Raw genomic sequence first — 25,385 nt, forward strand, 5'->3', positions numbered from 1 at the left:
AAGCGGCGTCGGACAATGGCTGTCCTCCGCGGCCCCCTTGGGCCCGCGGGCGGGTTGACCCACCCGATCTGTTCACATGGCCTCGCGCAGCTCTGACCGCGCGGCGGCCCGCCACGAGACCCCCATGCTTTTACCCATCGTGCTGCTGTCTGCGGCAGGATTCACCATCCTGACCACGGAATTTCTTATTATTGGCCTGTTGCCGCCCATGGCGCGAGAATTGCAGGTCACCGTCTCGCAGGCCGGCCTGCTGGTCTCGCTTTTTGCGTTTACAGTGGCGAGCACGGGCCCCTTGCTCACGGCGCTCGCCGCGCGCCTGGAGCGCAAGCGCCTGTTCATCGGGATACTGGTGTTGTTCGGCCTGTCCAATGTACTGGCCGCCTATGCGCCCAATATCTGGATCATGGCAGTAGCGCGCTTCGTCCCGGCATTGGCGCTACCCGTCTTTTGGTCACTGGCCAGCGCCACGGCCGTTGAAGTGGTCGGCCCCGCCCATGCGGGGCGGGCGATCTCCATGGTGGCATTCGGCATCGTGGCGGCCACCGTCTTCGGCATTCCCCTGGGCGTGCTGATCTCGGATGCCTTGGGCTGGCGCGCCGCCTTCGGCCTGTTGGCCGCGCTGTCATTCGCCAAGGCGCTATTGCTGGCCTGGCGCTTTCCCCGCCTGCGCAGCCCACGCGACGGCCTGCGGCTGGCTGCCCAGTTGCGTATCGCGCGCGACCCCATCGTGCTTGCTCATGTGGTGCTGTCGCTGCTGGTCTTCACCGGGATGTTCACGGCATACACCTATCTGGCCGATATGCTGGAACGTCTGGCCGGCTTGGACGCACGCCTGGTCGGCTGGAGCATGATGGGGTTCGGCGCAATTGGTATTCTGGGCAACACACTGGGTGGACGGCTGGTGGACAAAACCCCGCTGGGTGCCACCGCGCTCTTTACCGCGCTGACGGCCATCAGTCTGGCGATTCTCTCTCTGACGATGCGCGCACCGCTGCCGCTGGCGCTGACCCTGGGTGCCTGGGGTATCGCACAGGCCGCACTCTTTATCGTGTGTCACGTCAGAGTGATGAAATCCGCCCCGCAGGCACCCGCCTTTGCCGCGTCGCTGAATATCTCCGGAGCCAACATCGGTATCGGCCTGGGCGCTGCCGTGGGCGGCAACGTCATCGACCAATGGGGATTGCACGCGCTGGGTTGGTTTTCGTCGCTCATCTTGTTGGCTGCCCTGACGCTCGCCATCGCGCTCATGGCATGCACGAGACGCCGGCAGACTACCACCGCATCGTGTGACGCGGCGGTCAGTCAGGCCTGATAACTCAGCAACGTAAAGGCCTGGTGCACACAGTCTCTCAGTTTGAGCGCCAGGCCGTTGACCGGAAATTGCTCCGACGTCACGGCGAAACTATGGAAAGCCACCTCTTCGGAGAACGGCAGTTCACGCAAGTCCGCGATGCGCATGGCGCGCGAAACCACGGGATTGACGATGGACACCCCCAGCCCCCGGCTCACCATGCTGCAGATGGTGGTGGCATACGGCGTCTCGATGGACAGCAAGCGTGCGTCATCCGGAAAGTGCCTGTCGATGGCCGCGCGGTTATAGCTGCCTGCAGGCAGTGAGATGAAATCTTCGTTGGCGAAATCGGCCGGCACCAGGCGCCGCTTGCGTGCCAGCCGATGCGAGCGTGCGACGATGCCCACCCCATACGCGGTATTGATACGCTCGAAACGCAGCGTCGGGATGTCGGTCAGGAAAGAACAAAAACCGATATCGCAGAACCCCGTTGCCATCCATTTGGCAACCACATCCGAGCCGCCGGTACTCATGACCACCGGGATGTCCGATACCGTTTGCCGAAACAACCGCAGCGCATCGGGCAGCACACATTGGGTGATGGAGCCGACGGCCCCCACCCGTAGCAGCCCTGTGCCTCGGCGGCGTATCGAGCTGGCGCTTTCATTGAGCGACTCCAGACCAATGAAGGCGCGCTCGACTTCACCATAAAACGCCTCGGCTTCAGGCGTGGGAATCAGCCGTGTCCCCACCCGTTGAAACAGGCCAAAGCCCAGCGCCTGTTCAAGCAACGCAATCCAGCGGCTGACGTTGGGCTGCGAGGTATGCAACAGCCCTGCGGCGGCCGTCATCGAGCGCGTCATCATCACCGCGCGAAACGCCTCGACTTGCTTGAAATTCATGCCTGCCTCCCGTGCCTGTGCACACGGGCCAAAGCATATCAAATATGTATTGATAGCTGTAAATATCTGATTTAACGCATGAATCACTCAAAACGGAGACTAGGGTTTTGCTTCTGAAGACAGAGAAATGGAATCCAAAGTCAGCAGCCGCCTCAAGCAAGCCCTTGCTCCAGAGGTCATTCAATACGTGTTCCTGCCGCGTCTGACGCGGGAGTTTCATGCCAATTTCGAGCTTCTGAACCAGATCAACCAGGCCCACCTGCTGATGCTGCATGCGCAAGGCATCCTCGAGCCCGGCAAAGCCCAACCTCTGGCGCGCGCCTTGCTGCAGATGCAAGCGCAGGGCCCGGATGTCATCGAACTGGACGCTGCTCGCGAGGAGGCCTATTTCAACTACGAAGCTCACCTGATCAAGCTGGTCGGCCCCGACTTGGGAGGCCGGCTTCATACGGCGCGCAGCCGCAACGACATGGGTGCGACGATCGATCGCATCAAAGCCCGCGACTACATCCTGCACCTGGGCCAGGCGCTGTCCAAACTGATCGCCGCAGCCCTGGCTCAGGCAACGGCGCACACTGGCAGCGTCATGCCGGGCTACACGCATATGCAGGCCGCCCAACCCATCACCTTCGGCTATTACCTATCGGCGCTCGCCGACGCCTGGATGCGGGATCTCGACCGTCTGCTGCATGCGATGGACAGCGCTGATGGCTCCCCTTTAGGCAGTTGCGCCCTGGCAGGCACCTCTTTTGCCATCGACCGTAGCCAAACCAGCGCGTGGCTGGGCTTCAGCCAACCGCTGGCCAATGCGCTCGACGGCGTGGCTTCGCGCGACTTTGCGCTTGAACTGAGCGCCGCGCTATCCATCATGATGGTGACCTGCAGCCGACTGGTTCAGGACTTCTACATCTGGTCCACGCCGGAGTTCGGCCTGCTCACCTTCCCCGACCGGGTCGCCAGTACATCGAGCATCATGCCGCAGAAGAAAAACCCGGCCGTACTCGAGTATCTGCGGGGTAAAACCGGTCACCTCATCGGCCTGACCGGCGCGGCGCTGTCCACGGTCAAGTCCACGCACTTCACGCACTCCGGCGATAGCAGCCGGGAGAGCACGCGGACCTGCTGGGAAGCCTGCGAAGAAGCCTTACGCTGCCTCGCGCTGATGGAGCTGGTCGTGCGCGAAGCGCAGCCCAAGACCGCACACATGGCCGCGCATGCCGCCGAAGACTTCTCTACCGTCACCGATCTGGCCGACCTGCTGGTGCGAGACGCCGATATCTCTTTCCGGGACGCCCATCACATCATCGGCGCCGTCGTGCGCCAGGCCCTGGAACAGGGCCTGGCCGCCCATCAGATCAGTTCCGCCATGATCCATGACGCCGCCCTTGAGCAACTGGGCCGCTCCATCATGCTGCCCGAAGCACAACTGCGCGGCTGCCTGGACCCGGTGCGCAACGTCAACGCGCGGCGCTCCGGCGGTGGCCCGGCTTCCGAACTCGTTGCGGCCAGACTCGCAGAACAAGATCAGGCCCTGCAGACGCGGCGCCTGAGCCTGGAGCACACCGTGCAACGCGTCGCCCGCGCACAGAAGCAACTGCGCCAAGGCATGGACGAACTACTCGCCCAGACGCACTGATCCTCCCATACCATTCATACACAAGGGGAAAACCATGTTCAAAATCGCCACGGCAGCCTGCATTGCTCTTGGCCTCGGCTTCGGGCCAGCCCCCCAGGCACGCGCCCAGTCTTATCCCAATAAGCCCATCACCCTGGTCGTGCCTTTTGCGCCAGGCGGAACCGTCAACCTCATGGGCCGGCTGCTCGCCACCCGGATGAGCGAAGTCCTGGGGCAGACCGTCATCGTCGAGAACAAGCCTGGTGGTGGCGGCAGCATCGGGGCGGGCTTTGTCGCCAAATCGCCGGCAGATGGCTACACCCTGCTACTGGCCACGATGGGCCAGCAGTCCATCCAGCCACTGCTGGCCCGGGAGCTGCACTACGACGCTCAAAACGATTTTTCTCCCATCGCCTTATTTGCCACTGTACCCAACGTACTGGCGGTCTCCGCCGATACGCCGGCCAAAAGCGTGGCAGAGCTTCTCCAATACGCGCGCGCCAACCCCGGAAAGCTCAACATGGCCTCCGCTGGCATCGGATCCGTCAACCACATGACCGGTGAACTCTTCATGGCGCGTACCGGCACCCAGTTCGCCCACGTTCCCTATCGTGGCGCCGGCCCCGCCACCGCGGACCTGCTTTCCGGCCAAGTGCAGATCCTGTTTGCCAACCTGCCCAACGTCCTGGCCTATATCAAACCAGGCAAAATTCGTGTTCTCGCAGTGGCCAGTGCGCAACGCAGCTCCACCATCCCGGATGTACCTACCCTGACCGAAAGCGGCGTGGCCGACGCCGTCGTAGAGTCCTGGTATGGCGTCATGGCCCCGGCCGGCACCAGCGCGCCGATCATCCAGAAACTTCAGGAAACCATCCTCGCCATCGCCCGCGAGCCGGCCACCGTCTCCCTTCTTGCCGATCAAGGCGCCTTGCCCTATCCCGGTACCGCCGACGATCTGGCCAAGCTCTCGGCAGGTGAAACCCGGCGCTGGACCCAAATCATTGACAGCGCCCATATCCAGACCAACTGAACGTGCGCTTGCCATCCAGCGCCCGACACCCATTTAACGTACAATAGGAAGTTCCCTAGGGGCCGATCCGGATTCGACGTGGGTCATGAAGCAGCTCAGGGCATGCCGAGCACCAGTAAGCTCGTAAATCCACTGGAAACAAAACAAACGCCAACGACGAGCGTTTCGCTCTCGCCGCTTAAGCGGTGAGCCGTTGCACTGATCTGTCCTTGGGTCAGGTGGAGGAAGGCAACTTCCTAGGGGGGCAACCCTCGAACCACAGCAACGTTATTCACAAGGAATCGGTCTGCGCTGGGGTCACACGGCTCAGATTTAAATTACGTGAATCGCCTCGGTCCGGCCCGTTGATCGGCTAAGTCCGGGGTTAAATCCAAATAGATCGACTAAGCATGTAGAACTGACTGTGGAGGGCTTGCGGACGGGGGTTCAATTCCCCCCGGCTCCACCAAATTCAGAAATCCCAACCTTTGCCGGTTGGGATTTTTTTGGTTCATCGCGGAATAGCGTGGAGCCGTGCTTGATTGCCGTTACGCTTGATCCTTGATTTTCAAGGATCAAGGCCGGGATCATGCTGGACCGCAAGACGATCGAGAGGTTGGGTGGGTGGGAAGGTTATCGGGTGGAGCGGGTCGTGTGGCCTGAAGGTGAGAGCCGGACGGTCACGATTTACCTGAAGCCTTCAGCGCGAACGATGCACTGCGAGCACTGCGGCAACCGATGTCGGCAGGTGCATGAGACGACCACGCGCCGGGTGCGGGATCTGCCGCTAATGGCGCTGCGAGTGACGCTGGTAGTGCCGCGTCGGCGGGTCTGGTGCGAGCAGTGCGGTGGACCGCATCTGGAGAGGCTGAGCTGGCTGGGCCGTTACCAGCGAGTGACCGACCGGCTGGCCGAGGCGGTCAGCCAGTTGCTTGAGTCCAGCAACATTCTGGCCGTGGCGCGCTTCTTCCAACTGGGTTGGCACACGGTCAAGGCGCTGGACAAGGCCCTGCTGCGACGGGCGATCCAAGAGCCGGACTGGAGCCAGATCCACTACCTAGCGATGGACGAGTTCGCTCTACACAAGGGCCATCGTTATGCCACGGTCGTTGTCGATCCGATCCGCCGTCAGGTGCTATGGATCGGTGATGGCCGCTCGCGCGAGACGGCCAGAGCCTTCTTCGAACAACTGCCAACTGGGGTTGCCCAGCAGATCCGGGCCGTAGCGATCGACATGACGACGGCCTATGAGCTGGAGATCCAGGCCAACTGCCCCAACGCCGAGATCGTCTACGACCTGTTCCACGTCGTGGCCAAGTACGGCCGTGAAGTGATAGACCGGGTGCGTGTAGACCAAGCGAACCAGTTGCGGCACGACAAGCCGGCCCGCCGGGTGATCAAGTCCAGTCGCTGGCTACTGCTGCGCAATCGCAAAAACCTCGATCCGTGCCAATCGGTAAAGTTGGACGAGTTGCTCCAGGCCAACCAGCCCTTGCTCACCGCTTATCTGATGCGCGATGAGCTCAAACAGCTGTGGTTCTACCAACACCCCGGCTACGCCCGCCAGGCATGGGATCACTGGCTGCAACAGGCTCAGGGCAGCGGCATCGCCGCCTTGGCTCACTTCGCGCTCAAGCTAAAAGCCTATCTGCACGGGATTCTGTCTCGCTGTCGCCACCGGCTCAACACCAGCATCGTCGAGGGCATCAACAACACCATCAAAGTCATCAAGCGCCGCGCCTACGGCTACCGCGATCAGGAGTACTTCTTCCTCAAGATCCGGTCTGCATTCCCCGGTATTCCTCGATGAACCATTTTTTTTGCCTGCAGTCTGCTGTCAGATCGGGGCCGTGAATGCATTGGGACTGACCTGCCCCCAGATTTAGTACGGCACCGACATAGAGCCCAGGGGTAAAAGACCTTCTTTCTGATGAGCCTGCACGAATTGCGCCGGCGTTAAATATCCGAGCGCGCTGTGAGGCCGATCGGTGTTGTACTCGACTCGCCAGTTTTCGATCAAGCTTTTAGCCTGTCGCAGGGACAAGAACCAGTGCTCGTTAAGGCATTCGTCGCGGAACTTGCCGTTGAAACTTTCGATATAAGCGTTCTCCACCGGCTTACCCGGCCGAATAAACGACAGCTTTACGCCTGCTTGGTAGGCCCAGGCGTCCAAGGCTCTTCCGGCGAACTCTGGCCCGTTGTCCACGGTAATAGATCGCGGCAGGCCACGCATCTCCGCCAGCCGTTGCAGCACCATGGCAACACGCAGTCCCGGCAACGACGTATCGACCTCGATGGCCAGGCATTCGTGAGTGTAGTCATCGACGATAGTCAAACAGCGGAATCGGCGGCCATAGGCTAGGCCGTCGGCCACAAAGTCCATTGACCAACTCTGATTCGGCGCGATTGCCGCTGGGCGAACCACGCGCTCGGTCGCCGCGATTCGCTTACGCTTTCGTTTTCGCACGCTTAACCCTGCCAGACTGTACAGCCGCCAGATTCGCTTGTGATTTGCTTGCCAGCCTTCGCGACGTAAGAGCACATGGATCCTCCGATAGCCGTAGCGTCGTTTCGCCACTGCCATCTCTTTCATGCGCTCGGTCAGCGCAGCATCGCCTGAGCGTGTGCTCTCGTAGGCAAACAGCGACCGCGAAATTCCTACCAGCCCACAGGCCCGGGTAACACCCATGCTGCGCTCGGTCATTAATGTCCTGACCGCCTCGCGTTTGGCCTGCGGGCTGACTACTTTCGGCTTAGCAGATCCTGAAGCGCCGCCTTGTCCAGCATCGACTCGGCCAACAGCTTCTTGAGCTTGTTGTTCTCCTGCTCCAGCTCCTTGAGCCTCTGAGCGTCCGACACCGTCATGCCACCGAACTTCGCCTTCCAGTTGTAGTACGTTGCCTCGGAGATTCCGTGCTTGCGGCACAACTCTGCGGGCTTGGCACCTGCATCGGCTTCCTTGAGCACGCCGATGATTTGCTCTTCCGTAAATCGTTTCTTCATTGCCATTCCTTTGGGAACGGACTCTACATCGATTTCGTACTAATCACGGGGAGCAGGTCACTGAGCTGGCTGGGCCGTTACCAGCGAGTGACCGACCGGCTGGCCGAGGCGGTCAGCCAGTTGCTTGAGTCCAGCAACATTCTGGCCGTGGCGCGCTTCTTCCAACTGGGTTGGCACACGGTCAAGGCGCTGGACAAGGCCCTGCTGCGACGGGCGATCCAAGAGCCGGACTGGAGCCAGATCCACTACCTAGCGATGGACGAGTTCGCTCTACACAAGGGCCATCGTTATGCCACGGTCGTTGTCGATCCGATCCGCCGTCAGGTGCTATGGATCGGTGATGGCCGCTCGCGCGAGACGGCCAGAGCCTTCTTCGAACAACTGCCAACTGGAGTTGCCCAGCAGATCCGGGCCGTAGCGATCGACATGACGACGGCCTATGAGCTGGAGATCCAGGCCAACTGCCCCAACGCCGAGATCGTCTACGACCTGTTCCACGTCGTGGCCAAGTACGGCCGTGAAGTGATAGACCGGGTGCGTGTAGACCAAGCGAACCAGTTGCGGCACGACAAGCCGGCCCGCCGGGTGATCAAGTCCAGTCGCTGGCTACTGCTGCGCAATCGCAAAAACCTCGATCCGTGCCAATCGGTAAAGTTGGACGAGTTGCTCCAGGCCAACCAGCCCTTGCTCACCGCTTATCTGATGCGCGATGAGCTCAAACAGCTGTGGTTCTACCAACACCCCGGCTACGCCCGCCAGGCATGGGATCACTGGCTGCAACAGGCTCAGGGCAGCGGCATCGCCGCCTTGGCTCACTTCGCGCTCAAGCTAAAAGCCTATCTGCACGGGATTCTGTCTCGCTGTCGCCACCGGCTCAACACCAGCATCGTCGAGGGCATCAACAACACCATCAAAGTCATCAAGCGCCGCGCCTACGGCTACCGCGATCAGGAGTACTTCTTCCTCAAGATCCGGTCTGCATTCCCCGGTATTCCTCGATGAACTTTTTTTTGCCCGGTCCCCCAGTGTTGACGCGGTTCCCGGTTGCAGCGGCTCAACCCCGTAAACGGGGGATGTTCATTGTCGAGGCGCCAGCGCCGCAGGGTATTCATGCCGACCTTCTATCGGGTGACAACCTGCCTATCGGTCATCACGGGATAGTGCATCTTCTGCGCCACGACAGATAACCCCATGACAACGCTGCTCGCCGAAGACGCCAAGCCTTATGACGTGACTCCAGCGGCGAACTGCTGCAAGCGCTGCGCCTCGGCCCGGGCCTCGGTCAGCAACTGGTTCCAGTCGTCCGAAGGACGGCCGCTTTCCAGCATCTTGCGGAACACCCGGTAGGCATCGTCGCTGCTCTCGTAAGCGCGCTTGGTGCCCTCGTCGTTGACCCACGCGAACACGATCACCATGCTGGGCGCGTGATAGCGAAAGAACAGCCGGTACTGCTGGAAGAACTTCGCGCGGAACCAGTGCTTGTGATCATGGCCAAGGGTGCCGCCTTGGCGATACTCCGGTCGGGCCGGATCTTGCGGGACGACATCGAAGGCCAACTTCGTGATGGCCGCCAATCGCTTGCTGGCGTTCTTTTTCACGTACCCGACCGGATCCTGTTGCTTCAAGGCCTCGACCAGCTGTGCCAGCGCTTCAATCTGTGCAAGGAACAGCGAGTGGGCGAAGACCGTCCAGCCATGAATGACCAAGGGTTCGGGCTTGCCCGTGCTCATTCATCGCCAGCCGACAGGACGGCATCGAGATCGACTTCGACGCCGCCGACCAGGGACTGCAGACGCTGGACGAGGGCGGCATCCACAGACTGCAGGCGCTCAGGATGGCTAGCAATGTCCCGGGCCAGGAAGCTCAGGAACTGTCCGAGCACCGGGTCGTCGCCCTCGGACATCTCGGCGCGCGTCAGCACCACCTCGCCGCTGGGGCGGATGGAGTAGTGGATCTTGTCGCGCTTGCCCAGCCGAAGGGCGCGACGCACGGTTTCCGGCACCGTGGTCTGGTAGCGGTCGGTCAACGTGGATTGGGCTTCGAGGGTGGCGGACATGGCGCTATCCGGTCAAAGACGTGAATGCCTCACATGGTAATGCATTAGCCTTGCCAAATCAATGCAAATGCATTGTTCGCCGAGTGCCGCAAGCCATGCCGCCACCCCCGGTCCGGCCAATGTCCGCGAAAACAGCCAAATGACTCAAAGTGGGGATTGCGGTTTTGCGGACGGACTTTTATTCAGAAATCGAACGCGGGTTCGGTTCCGTGTTGCGCCACCACACTCAGAAACCCCAACTTTGCCGGTTGTTCTTTGTCATGACCCAGCAGAAGCTGGCTCAGGTTAAGCGGCTATGCACATGCGTTGACCGGGGGTTTCATGCCGAGCGCCTGATGCGGGCGGCGGCGGTGGTGGTAAAAGCGTATCCCGCCCCCGATAACACGGCTGGCATGCTGGATGGTCTCGAAGCGATGCCGATGTGCGCGTTGTTCCTTCAACGTGCGGATCACACGTTCGACCATTCCGTTTTGCGGCGGGCAGTGCGGCGTGATGAATTCCTGGCGCAGCCCGTAGCCTCGCACCAAGGCGGCGTAGCTACGAGACGTGAAGAGTCGGGCCGGCTTGTGCTGACACTGGCTCTGACCAAGGCTTTCTGCGATCCGGCAGGAGAGAACTGGCGGCGCGTCTGGCCTTGAGCCGTTATCATTGGCCAGGTAACGTCCAGGAACTGCAGCACGTTGCGCGCTGACGCTATGCGAGGAACAGCAGATCGCCTTGCATTGCCTGCCAGGCCCTTTGAGCTCGCTGGCCCAGGAGGCGATGCCTGCGCACGGCGATGCTGCTGACGCACACGCCATTTTTGACGCGCTTGCATGCCGCAACCTGCACCTCAACGCCACGGCGCTGGCGTTGTGCATTTCGCGTTCGACCTTGCACTGAAGGATGCGCACCTGGAAAATAGCCCGACCGGCATGATGTGCGCCTGCGGCCGCCATCGTCCTAATCCCCAACCACGGAATACTCATGAGCGACTACCCAGATACTTTGCTACTGATCGACAACGAATGGCGTCAGGCCCAGGGCGGCGCATTCATCGATGTCGTCAATCCGGCCAACGGTCAGAAGATCGGCCGGGTCGCCAGCGCCAGCCGGCAGGATCTGGATCTCGCCCTGGCTGCCGCGCAGCGCGGCTTCGAAACCTGGCGTGACATGTCCGCCCATGAGCGCTGCGGCATCATGCGTAAGGCGGCAGCGCTGCTGCGTGAGCGCGCCGACGCCGTCGCCCGCCTGCTGACGCGCGAACAAGGCAAACCGCTGGTCGAAGCGCGCGGCGAAGTCCTGGCCGCCGCAGACATCATCGATTGGTTCGGCAATGAGGCGCTGCGTGTGTATGGCCGTATCGTGCCCTCGCGCAATGTAGCGGCACAACAACTGGTCATCAAAGAGCCCGTCGGCCCCGTCGCGGCCTTTACGCCCTGGAATTTCCCGGTCAACCAGGTGGTGCGCAAGCTCGGCGCCGCTCTGGCCTCGGGATGCTCTTTCCTGGTCAAGGCGCCCGAAGAAACCCCGGCCTCGCCAGCCGCGTTGTTGAACTGTTTTGTTGATGCGGGTATCCCCAAAGGTGTCCTGGGCCTGGTATTTGGTTCGCCGGCGGAGATCTCCAGCTACCTCATCCCCCACCCCGTGATCCGCAAAGTGACGTTCACCGGCTCGACACCGGTGGGCAAGGAATTCGCTGCGCTGGCCGGCCGCCACATGAAACGCGTGACCATGGAACTCGGCGGCCACGCTCCGGTGATCGTGGCAGAAGACGCCGATGTCGAACTCGCCGTCAAGGCCTCCGGCGGGGCCAAGTTCCGCAATGCGGGCCAGGTCTGCATCTCGCCTACGCGCTTTCTGGTGCACAAGAGCATCAAGGCGGAGTTTGAACGCGCCTTTGTCGCTCACGCCGAAAAGCTCAAGCTCGGCGATGGTCTGGCCGAAGGCACCACGCTGGGCCCGCTGGCCAATGACCGGCGCCTGGCCGCCATGGACAAAATCGTCAAGAACGCTAACGAAAAAGGCGCCCGCGTGGCGACCGGCGGCGCGCGCGTGGGCGGCGCAGGCAACTTCTTTGCACCGACCATTCTGACGGACGTGCCGCTGGATGCAGACATTTTCAATGAAGAGCCGTTCGGCCCGATCGCCGCGATCCGCAGCTTCGATACGCTGGATGAAGCCATCGCCGAGGCCAACCGTCTGCCTTTCGGGCTGGCGGCGTATGGATTCACGCGTTCGATCAAGACCGTGCATGAACTCTCGCGCCGTCTCGAAGTGGGTATGCTCTGGGTCAATCAGCCAGCGACGCCGTCGGCCGAGCTGCCATTTGGCGGGGTCAAGGACTCTGGCTATGGATCCGAAGGCGGCCCCGAGGCGTTGGAAGCCTACTTGGTGACCAAGGCCGTATCGGTCGTTGGGGTCTGAAGCTTCATTTAAAGCGCCGGGCTGCGGCAATAGCGGCCTGGCGCCCGGCCGCTATTGCAGCCAACTGCTGCCCAACCAGCCCGGCAACAGCAGCGCGGCCGCCCATAGGGGTGCAGAAACCCAATTGGCCGCCTGAAACCAGGCCGCCCGCATGCCGAACACGCCAGCGGCCATGGGAACAGTGGCACGCAGCGGGCCAAAAAATCGGCACAGCAAGATACTGAGCACTCCCCAGCGCTGCACGAACGCTGCCGCGCGCAACACAAGCTGCGGGCGACGCTTGACCCAGCGCCAATGCGTCACGCGCGGGCCCGCCCAGCCGCCCACGGCGAAAGACACCCAGTCCCCCAACGCCGCTCCCAACGAGATAGCCAGCCAGACCTCAACAAAGCCCGCTTCGCTCAAACGTATCGCCGCGCCGATAGACAGCAAAAGCGCCGTGCCTGGAATAAAAAGCGCGACCAGCGGCAGCGATTTGACGAAAGCGAGCGCGCAGGCCAGTGGCCCCTGCCATGGCCCTAACGCCGGTAATTTTGCCGCCAGAGAGGAGTAAAGCGCGTGCAGCGAGTCAAACATGATGATAAACGCGTCTCCGTAGACCAGAAGAAAGCCTCACGGTAACGCCTGACCCGGATCAGGCCAGGCCGCCATTGGCCCGCAATACCTGACCATGCACCCAGCGGCCATCGGGACCGGCCAGGAAAGCCACCACGTTGGCGATGTCAGCGGGCTCGCCCAGACGTTCGAGCGGCGCGGTCTTCGCGAAACCTGCAATCTGTTCCGCGGACTTGCCGGACAGGAAAAGCTCGGTCGCCACGGGGCCCGGTGCCACGGCATTGACGGTGATATCACGCCCGCGCAACTCCTTGGCCAGCACCCGCGTGAAACCTTCGACGGCCGCCTTGCTAGCGACATATACGCCGTAGCCAGGCAGGTTGGTCGCCACCAGTGTGCTCGAAACGTTGACGATGGCACCTCCGGCGCGCACCCGCTGCGCGGCAAGCCTGAGCATGTTGAATACCCCGCGCACATTGATGTTCATCATGTGATCGAACGCGGCATCGCTTGTCTCCGCTAGCGGCACGGTCTGCAGCACTCCGGCATTGTTCACGAGTACATCCAGGCCACCCCATTCCGCCTGGACACGGTCAAAGAGCGCCGCCGCGCTGGCCGCATCGGCGACATCGCCCTGTAGCGCCAGCACCCGTGCGCCGTTGGCATGCAATCGGCCAGCCAAAGCCTCGGCATCATCACCGCGCGACGCGTAATTAATGGCAACGGCATAATTGTCCTGTGCCAGCCGGCTGGCGATAGCCTCGCCGATGCCTCGCGACGAACCCGTAATCAATGCGGTACGAAAAGTCATAATATCTACCTCGTGATGGTGCGCAGTCACGCACCGCCGGAATCCCTCCGCCGGGGCCGGCTTGTGCATTGACCGCAGACGAACCGTTCCTGGCCATCTTGGCTACACTGAACCGCTCAAGGAGTACAGCAACGTATGAACTGGCATGTATATCGAATCCCCCCGCTCGACGGTGGTTGGGACTTCCTGCTGACCGTGGCCGAAGCTCTGGCCCTGTCCGAGGATAGCCTGGATGAGGGGCTGTCGCGCGACGATTGGCGCGCGGCGTTCAACGAGGCCCAAAGTGCGGCCGAAGGCGCAGGCTGGGAAGGCGACTTCCGCGGCGAACCGCATGTGCTGATGCTGCCCATGGCTGGCCGCCTGGCCCCGGGGTTTGTCTGGAAGCAAGACAATGCCGGCTTGTGCTTCGTGGTAAGCCCCTGCCCCCTGCCCTGGCTGCACGCCGATCAGCCCTGAACCTGCAAACATCGGCACGCAGCGCGCACGGCGCCATTACATACTGGCCGCATCGCACACCCTGTTGCGGCCGCCACGTTTGGCCTCGTACAGAGCGTCGTCGGCGCGCGCGAGCACCTCGGTCAGGGAGGCGCCTTCGTGCGGGTAGACCGCCACCCCGACCGAGACCGTGCACGCGCCACCCGGCACGGCCTGGAACGTCTCGACAGCGGCACGAATGCGCTCGGCGGCCTGAAGCGCCTGTGGCCGGTCAGTATTCGGCAGAATCACCACGAACTCTTCTCCCCCCAAGCGCCCCAGCATGTCACTGGCACGAGCACGGCTGCGTAGCAACGCCGCAATACCACGGATGACTGCATCGCCGGCCGCATGGCCCAGCCCATCGTTGATGGATTTGAAATGGTCGATGTCCACCGCGAGCACGGCCATCGCTCTGCCATAGCGCGGCTCGCTTTGCAGGATTTCATCCAGACCCCGCCGGTTGAGCAGTCCAGTCAAGGCATCCGTCAGGCTATCCTGGCGCAACTGATTGAATTTCGTGCCGATCTTGCGGCTGACTGCGCCCAGCGCCGTCTTCAACTGCTCGGCTTCCCGATACCAGGCGCCCACCCCCGCGAGCCTGTCGGCCACGCGGGGCTTGTCCAGATCGGCGGCGGCCCCCGCCAATTGCGCCAGCGGACGCGCAATCCGATTGGCCAGCCACCATACGCACAACAACGACAGGCACAGCCAGGGCAGTGACGTCTGGATGGTACGCAACAGCAAAACCTGGGTGCGCGAGAGCACGCCGTCGGTGGGGCGTTGCGCGACCACGCCCCAGCCGGTTTCCCGCAACAGGGCATAACCGCTCAGCATATCCACGCCCTCGGTATTCACGATCCGCTGGGCACCCTCCTGGCCGAGCATCAATTCGTGTACGGCGGCGTTCTGGTCAACGATCTGCCCCACGCTGCGCAAATTGGGATGAAACAGCAAGATACCGCGCTGATCCACGACATACTGATACGCCCCGTTGCGGTGCGTCTGCTCGCCCAGTATTTCTCCCAAGGCATTGCGCTCATGCAGGTACAACAATCCCATGATGAAGCCGCCGAAACGGCCATCGGGCAGGAACACCGGCTGGGATATGGCGACGATCCAACGCCCCCCAGGAGACAGAAAGGGTTCGCTGATGCGCGGCAAGCGGCTGGCCAGCGCCTGCTCCATGGCGTTGGTACTCACCTGCCTGCCGGCGACGCCGGGCTCGGCCGGTGTGATGCCGGCAATGACCCCATCGGCGTTGACGAATGCCGTGGCATTGAAATTGCCACTCTGATTTTTCAGGCGTTCGACCTCGCGCTGCACGCTTTGCTCCGTGCCACCTTCCCTGCCTATCAGCCGGGCGGAGTAAGCCAGTTCGGTCAGGCTTTCGCGTAAAAAGATATCGGCGCTGCGCGCCAGTTTCTGCGCAAAGGCGCGGTTATCCTCCAGCGAACTTCCCACGAGGATTTCCCGCTGAACCACACTGCTCGCATATAGGGCGCCGGCCATGGCCAGCAGCAAGGACAGAATGCTCAGCCCCAGAATCAGACGGCGTAAATCGAGTCGGCGCATCAGAACAGTGATCGAAGACGCAAGTCCGCAAGGCTTAGGATCATAGCCTCCCGGATAGCGCGCACGGCAAATTCTCCGCCCGCCATCGGCGCCGCAGAGTCGCTGCAGGATGCCATCAATTGAATATTTCTGATTATGTCCACGAACAGGCTAAATGGTCTCCGCCACGCTACCGGCAGCAGTGTCGTCGAATCCCTGCTGCCCGGCTATTGGCCGCAAGTACCGGTCAGCAGCGAGAATTGGTGCCCCGCGCCGCACTACGCCACAGGGACACGCGATCGCCAAAGTCAGGCATGGGCACCTTGCCTGACGCGCAGCGGCGGCCCGGTGTGCTAACCCGCCTGGCCGCGGCCGCCCAACAGGCTGGCCAACGAACCAAGAAGCTCGCTGGCATCCAGCCCCTGCTGGCCCTGCGCAACGGCGCCGTCAGGCGAGGCTTGATCGACCAGTTTGGGAAGAACGAAACTCAAGCCTTCCAGCACGGCATGGTGGTCCTGCTCAGTGCGCTCGGCCAGGTCGCTGACGATGCCGGGATCCAGCGCCGCACCCAACTCTTGCGGCGAAACCGGCTCATTGGGGCCTGAACTCAGCCATGAGGCCACCACGGGACCCAGACCCCCCATTTGCAGTTGATTCAGCAAGCTACTCAGGCCGCCGGGATATTTACCCACCAGTTCTATCAATGCCGGCACGAGCGACGCCGCGGACCCGCGATTGCTGTCTCCGCCGGCCATCGAAGACAAAGTATCCAGAAGACTCATCACGCACTCCTTCAGACTGTCGGGGAAGGCCAGTATAGACTCGGGCGGCATCGACGGCCCGGCCGTTATGCAAGCAAATGCTCAGCGCTGCGCGCGCAAGGCTTTGAGGGTTTTCTGGCCGGCGCGCCCATCATCGGGCAAGCCCAGCTCGCGCTGCACCGTCTGCAGCGCTTGCCGGGTCCGCGTGCCGATCACGCCATCGGGGGTGCCGATGTCATAGCCGCGAGCGACGAGCAACTCCTGGATTTCCTTGCGCTCGGCGCGCGACAGCCCCGGATCATCGGTCGGCCAGGCGTGCGCAAACGGCAGTCCACCGCGCAAGCGGTCCGACAAGTGCGCAATCGCCAGCGCGTAGCTTTCGGCAGCGTTATACGAATAGAGCGCATCGAAGTTGCGCGCCACGAGAAAAGCAGGGCCTTCAGGTCCGGCGGGCAACAGCAGGCCGACGGGCGTATCCCCGCTCGGCAGCGGCTTGCCATCGGCGCGCTTGATACCGCGTGCGCCCCAGGCCGACATGGGCTGCTTGTTGCGCCGCCCAGCGGCCGACGTATCCAGCCCTTCGGGCAGAGTGACCTCGAATCCCCAGGGCAAGGCGCTGTTCCAGCCGGCGCGTTTGAGGAAATTGGCGGTCGATCCAAGCGCGTCGGGCACGCTGTCGATCAAGTCCCGGCGGCCGTCACCGTCGAAATCCACGGCCAGGCGCAGATAGATCGACGGCATGAACTGTGTCTGCCCAAAGGCCCCGGCCCAGGAGCCCTTCAAGCGATCCAGGTTGACGTGCTCGTCCTGCACGATGCGCAGTGTGGCCAGGAACTCGCCGCGGAAATAACTTTGCCGCCGCCCAAAGCAGCTCAAGGTGGACAACGATGTCAGCAGAGGACGTCCGCCCAGATTCTTGCCGAAATTGCTTTCCACCCCCCAAACCGCCACGACCGTGGCGGGATCGACACCGAATTCGTTCTGCGCACGCGACAGCACCTGTCTCCATTGCTCCAGACCCTGGCGCCCGTCCTCGACGCGCTGTGCATCGACCAGGCCCGCCATATAGTCCCAGATGGGCGTTTTGAATTCAGGCTGAGCGTCAAGCAGGCCGATGACATCCATATCGGGCGTCAAGTCCTTGGTGTAGCGATCATAGGTCGCGGCACTGACTCCGGCTTGCGGCGCCTTGGCGCGCAATTCGGTCAGGCACTGGCGGTATGCGGCCAGATCCTCGGCAGAGGTCTCGGCATGGGAAGGGCCGGCAGCCATCATCGTGGCCGCGGCAAGCAGGATCGGAAAGGTCTTCATGCGGGCATTCTAAACGTGGCCGGTACCGTCCGGCTACGCCTGTGCCTGGCGCTCGAGCGCTTCGATCTCTGCATCAACGAAGCCGGCAGCGCGGCGTGCGGGCACATTGAAGGGGCCGCGCAGCCTGGGCGCGCCGTACTGCGCGCTCAGCTCGGCATACGTGGTGAGCGGGTCACGGCCCTGCAGCACACAACAATGTCGATACCAGAAGTTGCCAATCGCCACATGCCCGATCTCATCGCGCAGAATGATCTCCAGAATGGCAGCTCCCCGCATATCACCGGCCTGCGCGAGTTTGTCGCGAATAAGGGGGGAAGCGTCCAAGCCGCGCGCCTCCAGCGTACGCGGCACCAACGCCAGCCTGGCCAGGAGATCACCGCGGGTCTTCTCGGCCATTTCCCAGAGGCCGCCATGTGCAGGCAAATCACCGTAGTCATATCCATGACTGGTGAGATGGACTCGCAACATGTCAAAGTGATACGCCTCTTCGCGCGCCACCTGGAGCCAATCCTGGTAAAACTGGTCCGGCAACCCCGGAAAACGCCAGATCACGTCCAGGGCCAGATTGATGGCATTGAATTCGATGTGCGCCAGGGCGTGCAAGAGCGCGGCCCGGCCCTGTTCGTTGCGCACCGAGCGCTGTTTGACCTGTGCAGGCGGAACAAGCTCGGGCCGGTCTGGGCGGCCGGGCAACCCAGGCGGCGGCGTCAACGCGCCATCGGCGCCAATGCCCTGCCCGTCGTCCAGTGCCGCCACCGCGGCCAGCTTGTCTTGCCAGGATCGAGCGGCCAATGCCGCCATCGCCTGCGCCCTGAGGCTATCGCCCTGTTGCTGCATGATGTTCCCGTTATCGGTGTGCGCACCCCCGGCGGGACTTTATCATTGCGGTATGGATGACGCTTATCGCCTGCAAGTCGACACGCCCCTGGAAAGCCTGGATCCCGAGCAATGGGATGAACTGGTCGGCGCGCACCCCACACTGTCGCATGCATATTTCTCGGCTCTGCACGACACCGGCTGCGCCGGCCCGCGCACAGGCTGGACGCCTTTTTTTCTGACGCTGCAACACGCCGGCAAGCTGGCAGGCGCCGTGCCCCTCTATCTCAAGACGCACTCGCGCGGCGAGTATGTCTTTGACCATGCCTGGGCAGACGCCTACGAGCGACATGGCATGCGCTATTACCCCAAACTGCTCGCGGCGGTGCCCTTTACGCCCGTGCCCGGACCGCGGCTGCTTGCCACGGACGACACGGCGCGGGCCATGCTCGCACGTGGCTTGGTCGAGCTGGCCTCAGGTTTGAAGCTATCGTCGTTGCATGTCCTGTTCGCCCCTGAGAAAGACATAGCGGCGCTGCGCCAGGCTGGATGTCTGGTCCGCGAAGGCGTGCAGTTTCATTGGCGCAACGCAGGCTACGCCGACTTCGAGTCATTTCTGGCCGGGTTCAATCACGACAAACGCAAGAAACTTCGTCAGGACAGAAAAAAAGCCCAGGCCCATGGCGTGCATTTCCAGCATATTCGCGGCCGTGACATTGGCGCGGCCGAACTGGATTTTTTCTATGCCTGCTATGAGCGCACCTACTTCGAGCATGGAAACTCCCCCTATCTGACGCGGGGGTTTTTTGAGCGGCTGCATGCCCGGCACGCCGACAGCCTGGTCCTCGTGCTGGCGCTCTGCCAGGAACAACCCCTGGCCTGCGCCCTGAATCTGTGCGGTGCCGATGCTCTGTACGGGCGCTATTGGGGCACGATGCAGTTTATGCCGGGCTTGCATTTCGAGACCTGCTATATGCAAGCCATCGAATACTGCATCGCCGAGGGTCTGGACCGCTTCGAAGGCGGCGCGCAAGGTGAACACAAAATGGCGCGGGGCCTGCTGCCCACCCCAACGCAATCGGCTCACTGGATCGCCGACCCGCGCTTTGCCGCAGCCATCGACGACTTCCTCGGACGCGAAACCGAGGCCGTGAACGAGTACCGCGACACGTTGGCTCGCCACACTCCCCTGCGGCGGGACGACTAGAGAAAGCGATCCAGGATTTTGCGGCTGTGCCGATCCAGCCCCAGGGCGTCGCGGATCAAATAATGAATGCCGTGGCTGTCCGAGATCAACAAGGTCTGCCCCGCCAGACGCCGGATATCCTCCTCGCCGCGCAAAACGAACTGCGTGTCGCCGCGGTCGGTCTCGACCTGCCAGGTCGACGGCGTGGCGTAGGTGGACACCGAGACAATGCGCCGGATCTCGGGCATGAATTCGCGTCCTGCCAGATCTTCTTCGATCAAGGCGCGCGCGCCAACCGGCGCGCAGTCGATGCTGTCGAGCCACAATACCTCGCGCCCGTCAGGGGTGACCAGCGACAAACCACCGGCCGGTGCACTGATGGGAAAAGCCCGAACGGGCATCACACCGTCATGAGTCTGCCCATTGAACGTGAGGACAAGCCGGCCCATCTCATTGCGCTTCAATTGGAAATCCATGCCCAAGGCGCGCCCCGTCATGCGACCTCGGCGATGTCACCATCGCCGCCCTCGTTCTCGTTGTTACACGCCTGCGCCTGATAGAGCTTGTAATACGCACCTTCGGCAGCCATCAGAACCTCGTGCGTGCCCTCTTCGACAATGCGCCCGCGATCCAGCACCACCAGGCGGTTGGCGCGCCGCAGCGTACTGAGCCTGTGAGCGATCGCCAGCGTCGTTCGACCTCGTACGAGGTTGTCCAACGCCTTCTGGATTTCTTTCTCGGTGGTGGTATCCACCGACGAGGTCGCTTCATCGAGAATGAGGATGCGCGGATCGATCAGCAAGGCGCGGGCGATGGAGATACGTTGACGCTCCCCGCCAGACAGCGCCTGCCCTCGCTCGCCCACCAGCGAATCGTAACCATGCGGAAGTCGCAGAATGAACTCATGCGCGTGCGCGGCACGTGCCGCCGCGATGATCTCTTCGCGGGTGGCATCGGGCTTGCCGTAAGCAATGTTCTCGGCAATCGTGCCGAAGAACAGAAAGGGCTCTTGCAACACCAGACCAATGTTTCCCCGGTAGTCGGCCACCCGCAGCGAGCGGATATCCAGGCCGTCAACCAGGATTGCTCCCTCGGAAACATCGTAAAACCGGCAGATCAGGTTGATCAGCGTGCTCTTGCCCGAGCCGCTATGCCCGACCAGACCGATCATTTCGCCCGGTGCGATGGCCAGGTTCATGCCGCGAATGACAGAACGGTTGCCATAGCGAAAACCCACGTCGCGCAGCTCGATGCGCCCTTGCACTTGCGGCAGGGTGACCGGTCTCTGCGGCTCCGGAACGCTCGATACGTGATCCAGGATGTCAAAAATACGCTTGGCACCGGCTGCTGCCTTTTGCGTTACCGAAACGATACGGCTCATGGAGTCCAGTCGGGTATAAAAACGCCCGATATACGCCAGAAAAGCCGCCAGCACACCGACCGTGATCTGTTTCTGCGATACCTGCCAGATCCCGAAAATCCATACGATCAGCAAGCCGATCTCGGTCAGCAGCGTGACCGTGGGCGAGAACAGCGACCACACCGTGTTGACGCGGTCGTTGACCTCGAGATTGCGATTATTCGCCTCACGAAAGCGCTCGACCTCCCGCTTTTCCTGCGCGAAGGCCTTGACCACCCGGATACCGGGAATGGTGTCGGCCAACACGTTGGTGATTTCTCCCCAGATGCGGTCGACCTTTTCGAACCCATGGCGCAACCGGTCGCGCACCACGTGGATCATCCACATGATGAAGGGCAAAGGCAGCAGGGTCACCAGCGCCAGCCAGGGATTGATCGAGAACAGGATCACCGCCGTCATGGCGATCATCAGTACATCGGTGGCGAAGTCCAGCAGGTGCAGCGACATGAATACGCATATGCGATCGCTTTCACTGCCGATACGCGCCATCAAGTCCCCGGTACGCTTGCCGCCAAAGTACTCCAACGACAGCGTCTGAAGATGCGCATATGTCGAGGTGCGCAGGTCGGCCCCGATGCGTTCGCTCACCCAGGCCAATATATAGGTGCGCGCCCAGCCCAGTGCCCAAGCGACCAGCGCCGAAGCAAGCAGCCCGCCCAGATAGAACCGCACCTTGTTGTAATCGATGACTTCGCCATTCTGGAAAGGGATCAACACCTCGTCCATCAACGGCATGGTGAGATACGGCGGCACGAGGGTGGCGGCCGTGGCCAGCAGCGTCAGGATGAAGCCGGAGATCAGCGGCAGGCGATAGGGATGGGCAAACCGCCACAGGCGCAGCAACGCCCACGTCGACGACGGTTGCACCTCCTCATCGCAAGTCGGACAGTCGTCCTGGCCTTGCGGAATGGGATTCTGGCAGGTCGGGCAAATGGCCTCCTGTTGGGCCGGCGCCACAATCTGCGACAGTCGCAGGGCCTGCTGGCCCTCGAAAGCCGTCAGCAGCTTCAAGGCCGCCGGGTTATGGCCCAGTGTGAACCGCCACTGCGCCAGCCGCTCGTGGTTGTTGGCCAACTCCAGGCAAACGGCCCCTGCGTGATCCTGCAGGCTCAGTTGTTGCCCGGGCGCGAACGGATACGAACGCCACTGGTTGTCCTCAGGCGTTCGGGCCAGCAGACGGCTGTCTGTAACCAGCACCAAGCCTGGACGAAAGCACAGACGTGCGTCAAGATCAGTCTCAAGCCAGCCCAGCAGCGTCTCGCCAGCGTTCAACTCGGCGTTGACGTCGGCATGCCACTTCGTAGGTAACTCGCGCCCCAGAGCGCCGGAATTAGGATCGTGTTTTTTCATCAGAACGCGTTTCGAGCAAAGCTTCGACCCGCCTTGGCGGCATCCTGCCCCACCAAGGGCGGAAAACCTGTCCGTTCCTTACAACAGCCCGAGTTTATATGGCCGAAAAGGCGGCGTATAGTAGCAGCCGGTTTTCATATTTTCCACCGTAGGAAATATCCCCGCACAATCCCGCTTGGCACTTCATTTTCTCCGTGCGCCCCCCGGACCTACTCGCGACCCGGATTCCCTGCGCGAGCCAAGCGCCATAACCAAAGAACGAATCATGAAAAAGAAGGACATTGAATTTCTCGATGTCGTGGCTTTGCGCGGCCCGAACATTTGGACCTATCGTCCGGTGCTAGAGGCGTGGGTTGACATCGGTGCGCTGGAAGAGTGCCCCTCCAATGTCATCCCGGGCTTTTATGAACGTCTGACCGCCTGGTTACCCTCGCTGATCGAACACCGCTGCAGCCCGGGCGTGCGCGGAGGCTTTCTCCAACGTTTGCGCGAAGGTACCTGGCCGGCCTGCCAGGCGGGTTTGGCAAAGCGCGCGAGACATCCACGGTGGGCGTGTACAAAGTCGTGGTCCGTGCCTGGCATGAGGAAGTGACCCGGGCGGCCTTGCACACGGCGCGCGACCTGGTCATGGCTGCCATCGAGGACCGTCCCTTTGACGTCGAGCAGGCCGTCTCGGATCTGCGCCGCCTGGTGGACCGCCATTGCCTGGGTCCCAGCACGGCCTGCATCGTGGATGCTGCCGACGATCGCGACATCGCCTACACCCGCTTGTTCGAAGGCAATCTGGTGCAGTTCGGCTACGGGGCGCGCCAGCGCCGCATCTGGACAGCCGAGACCGATCGCACCAGCGCCATCGCCGAGGGGATTTCCCGCGACAAAGATTTGACCAAGAGCATTCTGCAGACTTGCGGCGTGCCCGTGCCCGAAGGCCAGTTGGTCGATAGCATCGAACAGGCCTGGGAGGCCGCCGAAAGCATCGGCCTGCCGGTGGTCGTCAAACCCTATGACGGCAATCATGGCCGGGGCGTGTTCACCAACCTATCGAGCCGCGAGGAGGTCGAATCGGCCTATGCCGTCGCGGTCGACGAAGGCAGTGGCGTGATCGTCGAGCGCTTCGTGCCCGGCAATGAACACCGTTTGCTGGTGGTTGGCGACCGCCTGGTCGCCGCGGCGGCCGGCGAACCGGCCTGGATCACCGGGGACGGCACCTCCACTGTCCAGGACCTCATCGATAGCCAGATCAACACCGACCCGCGTCGCGGCCGCACCGAAGACCACCCGCTGAATCCCGTACGACTGGACTCCGCCGCGCGGCTGGAGATCGCCCGTCAGGGTCTGACCGCCGACGGCGTGCCGGCCGCCGGGCGCCGGGTGCTTATCCAACGCAGCGGCAACGTGGCTTTCGATGTCACCGATCGCGTGCACCCGGATACCGCCGAACTCGTGGCTCTGGCCGCCCGCGCAGTGGGCCTGGACGTCGCCGGCGTCGACCTGGTGGCCGAAGACATTTCGCGCCCGCTTGAAGAACAGCGCGGCGCCATCGTCGAGGTCAATGCCGGCCCTGGCCTGCTGATGCACCTGAAACCCGCTGACGGCAAGCCGCGTCCGGTCGGACGTGCCATCGTGGACCATCTCTTTCCCGAAGGAGAGGATGGCCGCATTCCCATCGTCGGCGTAACCGGCACCAACGGCAAAACCGTGGTCGCGCGTCTCATCAGCCGGCTGCTGCACCTGTCCGGCAAGCAGACCGGGCTGGCTTGCAGTGAAGGCCTGTACTTGAACAAACGGCTGGTGCAAAAAGGGGATTGCGCCAACTGGGCGGCCGGCCGCCGCGTGCTGATGAACCGCAACGTCGAGGCTGCGGTCATCGAGAACGATAGTGCCGTCATCCTCGGCCAGGGCCTGGCCTATGACCGCTGCCAGGTCGGCGTGGTAACCAACATCGACGACGGCGACCACCTGGGCGACTTCGACATCAATGAAACCGAGCGCCTGTTCACGGTGTTTCGCACCCAGGTCGACGTCGTCCTGCCTTCCGGCGCGGCCGTACTCAACGCGCGCGACCCGCGTGTGGTCGAAATGGCCGAACTCTGCGACGGCGAAGTACTGTTCTTTGGCATTGACCCTGAATTGCCCGCTCTGGTGCAGCAGCGCGCACAAGGCAGACGCGCCGTATACGTCCGCGACGGCCAGATCGTGCTGGCTCGTGGCGAGCACGAGGAAACGCTGGCCGCGATTGCTGCCGTGCCGTTGACCCATGGCGCGCGCGTCGACTTTCAGACCGAGAACGTCCTGGCGGCCGTGGCCGCGGCCTGGGCGCTGGACATCTCGATCGAGCTCATCCGCGCCGGCATTGAAACCTTCGATATCGATCAGGCCGACGCACCGTGGCAATTCACGGTGTTCGAACGCGATTCCGTCACCGTCGTTGTCGACGATGTGCACAATGCCTCCGGGCTGCGCGCGCTGACCACGGCGGTGCGCCGCTTTCCAGCCAAGCGCCGTGTGGCCGTCTACTCGGGTGGCGCCGACCGCCGTGATGCCGACCTGATCGAACAGGGCCGCCTGCTGGGGCAACTGTTCGACCTGGTGGTGCTGTATGACGACACCACCGTCAAAAGCCGCCGTCCGGCCGGCCAGGCGCGAGCGTTACTGCGCCAGGGCCTGCAAGACAGCGGTCGCACCGTGCAGATCGTGGACGAGCCCGATCATGCGCGCGCCATCGGGCATGTGCTCGATGGCCGGGCCAGCGAAGACTTCATCCTGCTGCAATCGGATGAAGCGTTCTCCGGACCGACCATCGATCTGGTGCGCCGCTGGATTCAACAATAACAACGACCGACAAACACTCTACAGGCGCTGCCT

At 62.4% G+C, this 25,385-nt stretch carries 21 protein-coding genes, 1 other RNA gene and 2 pseudogenes; 11 read left to right on the forward strand and 13 right to left on the reverse strand.

What is annotated here, in order from left to right:
* Positions 1 to 124 precede the first annotated feature (124 nt).
* Entirely contained in the window at positions 125 to 1,312 is a 1,188-nt protein-coding gene (locus LK440_RS11765) for an MFS transporter (protein WP_025341354.1), read from the forward strand.
* On the opposite strand, the gene LK440_RS11770 is transcribed toward LK440_RS11765, so the two are convergent.
* Positions 1,303 to 2,193, reverse strand: coding sequence for a LysR substrate-binding domain-containing protein (locus LK440_RS11770; RefSeq protein ID WP_005012421.1), 891 nt, complete (start codon positions 2,191 to 2,193; stop codon positions 1,303 to 1,305). The genes LK440_RS11765 and LK440_RS11770 overlap by 10 nt on opposite strands.
* Positions 2,194 to 2,320: 127 nt before the next feature.
* Between LK440_RS11770 and argH the strand changes: the two genes are divergently transcribed.
* The 4 genes from argH to LK440_RS11790 all read left to right on the forward strand — a co-directional run bounded on the left by argH (position 2,321) and on the right by LK440_RS11790 (position 6,627).
* Positions 2,321 to 3,829 (forward strand): argininosuccinate lyase, encoded by a 1,509-nt coding sequence (gene argH, locus LK440_RS11775; RefSeq protein WP_005012420.1) that lies wholly within the window; start codon positions 2,321 to 2,323, stop codon positions 3,827 to 3,829.
* A gap of 34 nt (positions 3,830 to 3,863) precedes the next feature.
* Complete coding sequence (locus LK440_RS11780; RefSeq protein WP_005012418.1) at positions 3,864 to 4,838, forward strand: Bug family tripartite tricarboxylate transporter substrate binding protein; 975 nt, start codon at positions 3,864 to 3,866, stop codon at positions 4,836 to 4,838.
* Positions 4,839 to 4,896: 58 nt separating this feature from the next.
* Positions 4,897 to 5,286: a transfer-messenger RNA gene (ssrA, locus tag LK440_RS11785) on the forward strand.
* 120 nt (positions 5,287 to 5,406) lie between these two features.
* Positions 5,407 to 6,627: an ISL3 family transposase gene (locus LK440_RS11790; RefSeq protein ID WP_005011985.1), complete on the forward strand. Its 1,221-nt coding sequence runs from the start codon at positions 5,407 to 5,409 to the stop codon at positions 6,625 to 6,627.
* A 72-nt stretch (positions 6,628 to 6,699) separates the two neighbouring features.
* On the opposite strand, the gene LK440_RS11795 is transcribed toward LK440_RS11790, so the two are convergent.
* A protein-coding gene (locus LK440_RS11795) for an IS3 family transposase (protein ID WP_370510777.1) occupies positions 6,700 to 7,820 on the reverse strand; the annotation gives its coding sequence in 2 pieces (ribosomal slippage) (positions 6,700 to 7,580 and positions 7,580 to 7,820; 1,122 coding nt in all).
* A gap of 60 nt (positions 7,821 to 7,880) precedes the next feature.
* Between LK440_RS11795 and LK440_RS11800 the strand changes: the two are divergent.
* A pseudogene (locus LK440_RS11800) lies at positions 7,881 to 8,822 on the forward strand (ISL3 family transposase); the annotation flags it as partial.
* Between the two features lie 221 nt (positions 8,823 to 9,043).
* Here LK440_RS11800 and LK440_RS11805 read toward each other — a convergent pair.
* The 3 genes from LK440_RS11805 to LK440_RS18105 form a co-directional block, all read right to left on the reverse strand.
* Positions 9,044 to 9,550: a type II toxin-antitoxin system YhaV family toxin gene (locus tag LK440_RS11805; protein ID WP_005012414.1), complete on the reverse strand. Its 507-nt coding sequence runs from the start codon at positions 9,548 to 9,550 to the stop codon at positions 9,044 to 9,046.
* Positions 9,547 to 9,876: a type II toxin-antitoxin system PrlF family antitoxin gene (locus LK440_RS11810; protein WP_005012413.1), complete on the reverse strand. Its 330-nt coding sequence runs from the start codon at positions 9,874 to 9,876 to the stop codon at positions 9,547 to 9,549. Before LK440_RS11810 ends, LK440_RS11805 begins: the two co-directional genes overlap by 4 nt.
* 293 nt (positions 9,877 to 10,169) lie before the next feature.
* Positions 10,170 to 10,676, reverse strand: a complete 507-nt coding sequence (locus LK440_RS18105; RefSeq protein ID WP_406564554.1) for an integrase core domain-containing protein — start codon at positions 10,674 to 10,676, stop codon at positions 10,170 to 10,172.
* On the opposite strand from LK440_RS18105, the gene LK440_RS11820 reads away from it, so the two are divergent.
* Both LK440_RS11820 and LK440_RS11825 read left to right on the forward strand, forming a co-directional pair.
* Positions 10,615 to 10,758 carry a hypothetical protein gene (locus LK440_RS11820; protein ID WP_017685898.1) on the forward strand — a complete coding sequence of 48 codons (144 nt, stop codon included), beginning with the start codon at positions 10,615 to 10,617 and terminating at the stop codon, positions 10,756 to 10,758. The genes LK440_RS18105 and LK440_RS11820 overlap by 62 nt on opposite strands.
* Before the next feature lie 84 nt (positions 10,759 to 10,842).
* On the forward strand, positions 10,843 to 12,282 hold the full coding sequence (locus LK440_RS11825) for an NAD-dependent succinate-semialdehyde dehydrogenase (RefSeq protein ID WP_005012410.1): 1,440 nt from the start codon (positions 10,843 to 10,845) through the stop codon (positions 12,280 to 12,282).
* Between the two features lie 51 nt (positions 12,283 to 12,333).
* Here LK440_RS11825 and LK440_RS11830 read toward each other — a convergent pair whose 3' ends face one another.
* Positions 12,334 to 12,858, reverse strand: coding sequence for a DedA family protein (locus tag LK440_RS11830; RefSeq protein WP_005012409.1), 525 nt, complete (start codon positions 12,856 to 12,858; stop codon positions 12,334 to 12,336).
* 58 nt (positions 12,859 to 12,916) lie between these two features.
* Entirely contained in the window at positions 12,917 to 13,648 is a 732-nt protein-coding gene (locus LK440_RS11835; protein ID WP_005018961.1) for an SDR family oxidoreductase, read from the reverse strand.
* A 135-nt stretch (positions 13,649 to 13,783) separates the two neighbouring features.
* Between LK440_RS11835 and LK440_RS11840 the strand changes: the two genes are divergently transcribed.
* Positions 13,784 to 14,104: a hypothetical protein gene (locus tag LK440_RS11840; protein WP_032966220.1), complete on the forward strand. Its 321-nt coding sequence runs from the start codon at positions 13,784 to 13,786 to the stop codon at positions 14,102 to 14,104.
* Positions 14,105 to 14,140: 36 nt separating this feature from the next.
* Here LK440_RS11840 and LK440_RS11845 read toward each other — a convergent pair whose 3' ends face one another.
* The 4 genes from LK440_RS11845 to LK440_RS11860 all read right to left on the reverse strand — a co-directional run bounded on the left by LK440_RS11845 (position 14,141) and on the right by LK440_RS11860 (position 18,585).
* A complete protein-coding gene (locus LK440_RS11845; RefSeq protein WP_005012406.1) occupies positions 14,141 to 15,697 on the reverse strand; it encodes a sensor domain-containing diguanylate cyclase in 1,557 nt (518 codons plus the stop codon).
* A 332-nt stretch (positions 15,698 to 16,029) separates the two neighbouring features.
* A complete protein-coding gene (locus LK440_RS11850) occupies positions 16,030 to 16,458 on the reverse strand; it encodes a YidB family protein (RefSeq protein ID WP_005012405.1) in 429 nt (142 codons plus the stop codon).
* An 81-nt stretch (positions 16,459 to 16,539) separates the two neighbouring features.
* A complete protein-coding gene (locus tag LK440_RS11855; RefSeq protein ID WP_005012403.1) occupies positions 16,540 to 17,748 on the reverse strand; it encodes a lytic murein transglycosylase in 1,209 nt (402 codons plus the stop codon).
* Positions 17,749 to 17,781: 33 nt separating this feature from the next.
* The gene (locus LK440_RS11860) at positions 17,782 to 18,585 is read right to left on the reverse strand and encodes a ferritin-like domain-containing protein (RefSeq protein ID WP_005012402.1); all 804 of its coding nucleotides are present in this window, start codon (positions 18,583 to 18,585) and stop codon (positions 17,782 to 17,784) included.
* A gap of 52 nt (positions 18,586 to 18,637) precedes the next feature.
* Between LK440_RS11860 and LK440_RS11865 the strand changes: the two genes are divergently transcribed.
* Entirely contained in the window at positions 18,638 to 19,771 is a 1,134-nt protein-coding gene (locus tag LK440_RS11865; RefSeq protein ID WP_005012401.1) for a GNAT family N-acetyltransferase, read from the forward strand.
* Here the strand turns inward: LK440_RS11865 and LK440_RS11870 are convergent.
* Both LK440_RS11870 and LK440_RS11875 read right to left on the reverse strand, forming a co-directional pair.
* Positions 19,768 to 20,247 (reverse strand): cyanophycin metabolism-associated DUF1854 family protein, encoded by a 480-nt coding sequence (locus LK440_RS11870; protein WP_005012400.1) that lies wholly within the window; start codon positions 20,245 to 20,247, stop codon positions 19,768 to 19,770. The genes LK440_RS11865 and LK440_RS11870 overlap by 4 nt on opposite strands.
* Complete coding sequence (locus LK440_RS11875; protein WP_005012399.1) at positions 20,244 to 22,520, reverse strand: cyanophycin metabolism-associated ABC transporter; 2,277 nt, start codon at positions 22,518 to 22,520, stop codon at positions 20,244 to 20,246. Before LK440_RS11875 ends, LK440_RS11870 begins: the two co-directional genes overlap by 4 nt.
* Before the next feature lie 265 nt (positions 22,521 to 22,785).
* On the opposite strand from LK440_RS11875, the pseudogene LK440_RS11880 reads away from it, so the two are divergent.
* Positions 22,786 to 25,352, forward strand: a pseudogene (locus LK440_RS11880) (cyanophycin synthetase).
* The last annotated feature ends 33 nt before the right edge of the window (positions 25,353 to 25,385 follow it).

It is taken from the genome of Bordetella holmesii (assembly GCF_020735985.1).
GTDB classification, from domain to species: domain Bacteria; phylum Pseudomonadota; class Gammaproteobacteria; order Burkholderiales; family Burkholderiaceae_B; genus Bordetella; species Bordetella holmesii.